The following is a 3,959-nucleotide window of genomic DNA, read 5'->3' as shown; positions in this document are numbered from 1 at the left end:
TAGGCGCCTGCGCTTTTCTGATTGTCTAGCTCCGGCGCCTTGCCCCTCGGGGTCAAATGGGAAAATACTGCGGTGGCTGAGGAACTGCCTCCTCGCATTTCCCCATTTGCCTGTCGGGGCAGGGATAGGCGCTTACGCTTTTCTTGTTTATGCGCCTAATAAGGGTTGGTCAAAACTAAACAATGCCTCATTGATTTCAAATATATTATAGTTGTGTTGTTGAATAAAGTATTCAATAATAACATCAAATTTATGGCTTCTAGACAGGGTATAACCTGCCTTTTCTAGTAAATCGTTTGTTTCCTGTAAAGTTAACTGTAGACCAATAGCGAAGGCGACTACTGTTTTCTTTAATGGAGTATAGTCCTTGTTATTTCTTATTTTCGAAAACAGGCGTCGGTCAATGTTTGCATTTTTGTAGACAGAAACATCGGTCATTCCCTTTTCATCTATAAGACGTAGAAGCCTTTCGGAGAATGATTCATCCATATGCTCTATCATTTCCCGTAAATCCTGACTAGATTGCAGCACCATCGATTCCTCTAGCTCATAAGCTTCTCTTCTATTTCTGCCGAAGCTTATGTCCATTTCCTCGACATAGTGCTCATCAATAAATTCCTCAATAGACCTGAACAGTTTCTCACTTAGTTTAAAGGCTTTTTTATCGTACACAACAATATAAACAAGCATTTCATGGTTCAAGAGGAACGAGCTTATCGTAGAAATAGCTACCTGTAGAGCTTGCTCCTTTGGATATCCATAAATACCAGAAGAGATTAATGGAAACGCTACTGACTCACAGCCATGAGATAACGCCAAATTTAACGAGTTTTTATAGCAATCCTTCAACTGCTCCTCTTCTTTATGAGACCCACCTCTCCATACTGGTCCTACTGTATGAATAATATATTTTGCACTTAGTTGATATGCGTCCGTTATGACAGCTTCACCTGTGGGACAATTGCCAATCCTATTACACGCCTCTTGTAGCTCACCGGATCCCGCACCTTGAAAGATTGCTCCACACACACCGCCTCCCCTTTGAAGATCTCGGTTAGCGGCATTTACAATAGCATCTACCTGCATTTTCGTAATATCATTTCGAACAATTTCTAATGGCATTCTACTTATCCCCTTCCCCTCGCCCTTAATATCTATTAACTTAAATAATAGACAATACTTGGTAGATTGAACAGTAGTCCATTTCCATAATGATCAGATCTCTTATGTTAAAATTACACTAGAGGGGGTTTAACATGCAGCAGCTAAAATTTGAACCATCTTGGAATAAAGCAGTATCAGCCAAGGATAGAGAACAAATTGAACGTATTTTTCGAAGAACCAAAGACCATGTAAACAAAGATATTCTTTTCTCTCCTATCCGAGTTGCAACCAATCATAAAAAAGAGTTTCTCGCCACTGTCCTGATTCATAATTTCACCAGCCAGGAGCTAGCCTTTAAGCAGACTAGATTAGTCTATACGGTTGAGAATGAGCTAGTGGCTGAACATGTATTTACGATACCAGCTCTTACACTTCCTCCTGAAACAAGTATGCCTTGGACCTTTATATTTCCAGTTCATAAATATGTAGAAGGATCCGCTTTACCAGAAGGAACTCTACATATAGAAAAACCAAAGTCTACTTAAAAAGAAAAGGCTATTTAAACTTTACCTATCGCGAAGTTTAAGTAGCCTTATTTTTTAATATGATGTCTTACCGAAGACAACCACAAGTAATATTTTCAAAAAGCAGGCAATGAACAAGCTTTCATCCTCATTTTTAGTAGATAGCGTTTAAGAAAATATAGGTTATATAAAATCCTCCACTCTCACCTCATAAAATTTATGATAACTTTTTATATGCACGTCTTGCAGCATATTCGGAGCAGCCATAACAAAGCTTCATCCTCTTTCCCTCTGGACTTTGAAACAAACGATAAGGACCTGCTTTTCTATGACACATCGAACATTTAGTCTTAAATATGCTAAACATATAATCTCCCCTAAATAGTAATCTATCTCTGTATATCTCTTTTACATTGTTCTTTCCCTATTTCAAGCTCAATCATATAATTTTTTTGATATTACTTACCTAAATAATCCATCAACCCCATAGCGCAAACCCCTAAATCACCATGGATATATGGATAGACTTCATGGTCATCTGGAATCTCTTGGCCTCTTAAATGATCCTTAACTAATGCCTCGAGTCTATTCGCTAGCTCGTTATGGTCTTTTTGTTCTCTTTGGACATCTTTAGCCGTTTCAACGAAAAGCGGAAGCCATTCTGAAACCTGTGCTAGAGCTGCAGCGGCATTATCAGTCATTCCAAAGTGACCATAGTAAATGTAACTTAGGCTCATCTGTTGGAATCGCTCTATAGCTTTTTGCATTGCCTTTGGATCGAATTGGTTAGGGGAGGTGGAAGGCAGCACTAAATCTACGCCATCTTTGGCCAGTTGCTCGTAGCGGACCCCCACCGTATCTCCAGCAAACATCCCGTTACTAATTGGATCATAAATACCAAAATGATGATTGGCATGACCAGGTGTATCTAAGAAGGTCAAAGTACAAGCTTCCCCAATTTTTAATGTTTCTCCATCAGCCTTTGTTAAGAGTCTTTCCTCCGGTATTGCTACGATAGGATCAAATAAGTCACCAAAATTTGAGCCGTATACAGCTCTTGCACCTGCTATAAGACGCTCTGGATTTGCTAAATGTCTAGCACCCTTAGGATGTACCACTACTGTTGCATTAGGGCATTGCTGGAGAAGCAGGCCTGCTCCACCGGCATGGTCTAAATGGATATGGGTCAAAATAATGTATTTAACATCTGCTAAAGAGAAGCCAAGTTTTTGTAAGCCTTCTTTCACATGTTTTACAGAGGGGCTTGGTCCAGTCTCTACTATAGTCAATTCATCCTCCTGAATTACATATGTACCTGTTCTTTCATTTAATCCCATATCAAAAATGTCTATTAAAGATATCCTCTCGTTTAACTGAAGCGGATATTTATTCATTTTATTACCTCCTATTTTCTTTCAGTCATTCATCGCGGACACTAACGGCCACATCCGAACTTCTATACTTTTGGAAAAGTGCAAGATTGGTAGATTATCCTCTACTTGTATCCCCTGCTCGGACAGCATAGTATTTACCTGAAACTCTGCCTCTGCTTGTTGCAACGGCCATTGGGGATGAAGAATATCACAACGAAGCGGATCCCCTTTTTTACTTAATGTATATAAGCAGTAGCGCTCTGTGAGCCATTCTTCAAAGCTTCCTTTCTCTGCATAGAATATCTCTGATGTAGGACGGTATCTACACTCAAATCTGGCATCCACTCCTTGTCGACGCTTACTTTTATATTCTATAAATGAATCACTTTTTGATACATTCATATCGGCATGCACGTATGGTAAACGGTATACAGTTTGAGCTACCTTTACCGCAAATAAATTTTCCGCATCCAGACTAAAGAAGAACACCCCTGGTTTCCCATTTATCGTGACATACGTTCGAACATTCAATTCTGCAAAACTGTCTGTACCTGGCACTCTCGGCGTCCCCCGCAGCCTAATATTTGTCATATGGAAGGGAACGATACCAATCCATCCTTTTCCATTATACGTATCCAAAGGAAGTGCTTTTGGTACAATTTCTCTTAACACTTTTATATCGATAGGGTAATGTGCAAATAATAGATCATTCCACGTCTGAGTCATAGTCCATGGCAGTTTAGGTAATGGCCAAGACCTGTGACTAGCATCCCACTTATCTTTTTTGACTTCCATAGCTCTCCTCCTCTTTTCGTACAACTTCTATTACCTCCATAGGTTCTCTTAACTTTGGAAATTCTGAAATTTCATTAGGAGCACCTGAGGGTAAAAACCATGTAGCCTGGTATGGCCTCATTCCTACCTCGCTTGCTCCCTTTAGCTCCTCGGAGCCGCCATC

4 protein-coding genes and 1 pseudogene are annotated in these 3,959 nt (G+C 39.9%); 1 reads left to right on the top strand and 4 read right to left on the bottom strand.

All coding sequences use genetic code 11. The features are described 5' to 3' along the window. Positions 1-147 precede the first annotated feature (147 nt). Positions 148-1,122 (bottom strand): macro domain-containing protein, encoded by a 975-nt coding sequence (locus AC06OU_RS09050; RefSeq protein WP_475855315.1) that lies wholly within the window; start codon positions 1,120-1,122, stop codon positions 148-150. 134 nt (positions 1,123-1,256) lie between these two features. On the opposite strand from AC06OU_RS09050, the gene AC06OU_RS09045 reads away from it, so the two are divergent. Then, positions 1,257-1,649 carry an SLAP domain-containing protein gene (locus AC06OU_RS09045; protein WP_475855314.1) on the top strand — a complete coding sequence of 131 codons (393 nt, stop codon included), beginning with the start codon at positions 1,257-1,259 and terminating at the stop codon, positions 1,647-1,649. Between the two features lie 437 nt (positions 1,650-2,086). Here AC06OU_RS09045 and AC06OU_RS09040 read toward each other — a convergent pair whose 3' ends face one another. The 3 genes and pseudogenes from AC06OU_RS09040 to AC06OU_RS09030 form a co-directional block, all read right to left on the bottom strand. After that, positions 2,087-3,022, bottom strand: coding sequence for an MBL fold metallo-hydrolase (locus AC06OU_RS09040; protein WP_475855312.1), 936 nt, complete (start codon positions 3,020-3,022; stop codon positions 2,087-2,089). 21 nt (positions 3,023-3,043) lie between these two features. Further along, positions 3,044-3,796, bottom strand: a complete 753-nt coding sequence (locus AC06OU_RS09035; protein WP_475855311.1) for a YqjF family protein — start codon at positions 3,794-3,796, stop codon at positions 3,044-3,046. Beyond that, positions 3,777-3,959 (bottom strand): annotated as a pseudogene (locus AC06OU_RS09030) (hypothetical protein); the annotation flags it as partial. The pseudogene AC06OU_RS09030 and the gene AC06OU_RS09035, both read right to left, overlap by 20 nt.

Source organism: Psychrobacillus sp. (assembly GCF_056205495.1).
Note: the sequence above shows the minus strand (reverse complement) of the source record. Positions and strands in the feature narration are given on the sequence as shown.

Bases quoted from the DNA above. Each gene is read 5' to 3' on its own strand.
- AC06OU_RS09045 (WP_475855314.1), top strand. From the start codon at position 1,257: ATGCAGCAGCTAAAATTTGAACCATCTTGGAATAAAGCAGTATCAGCC.
- AC06OU_RS09040 (WP_475855312.1), bottom strand. From the start codon at position 3,022: ATGAATAAATATCCGCTTCAGTTAAACGAGAGGATATCTTTAATAGAC.
- AC06OU_RS09035 (WP_475855311.1), bottom strand. From the start codon at position 3,796: ATGGAAGTCAAAAAAGATAAGTGGGATGCTAGTCACAGGTCTTGGCCA.
- AC06OU_RS09050 (WP_475855315.1), bottom strand. From the start codon at position 1,122: ATGCCATTAGAAATTGTTCGAAATGATATTACGAAAATGCAGGTAGAT.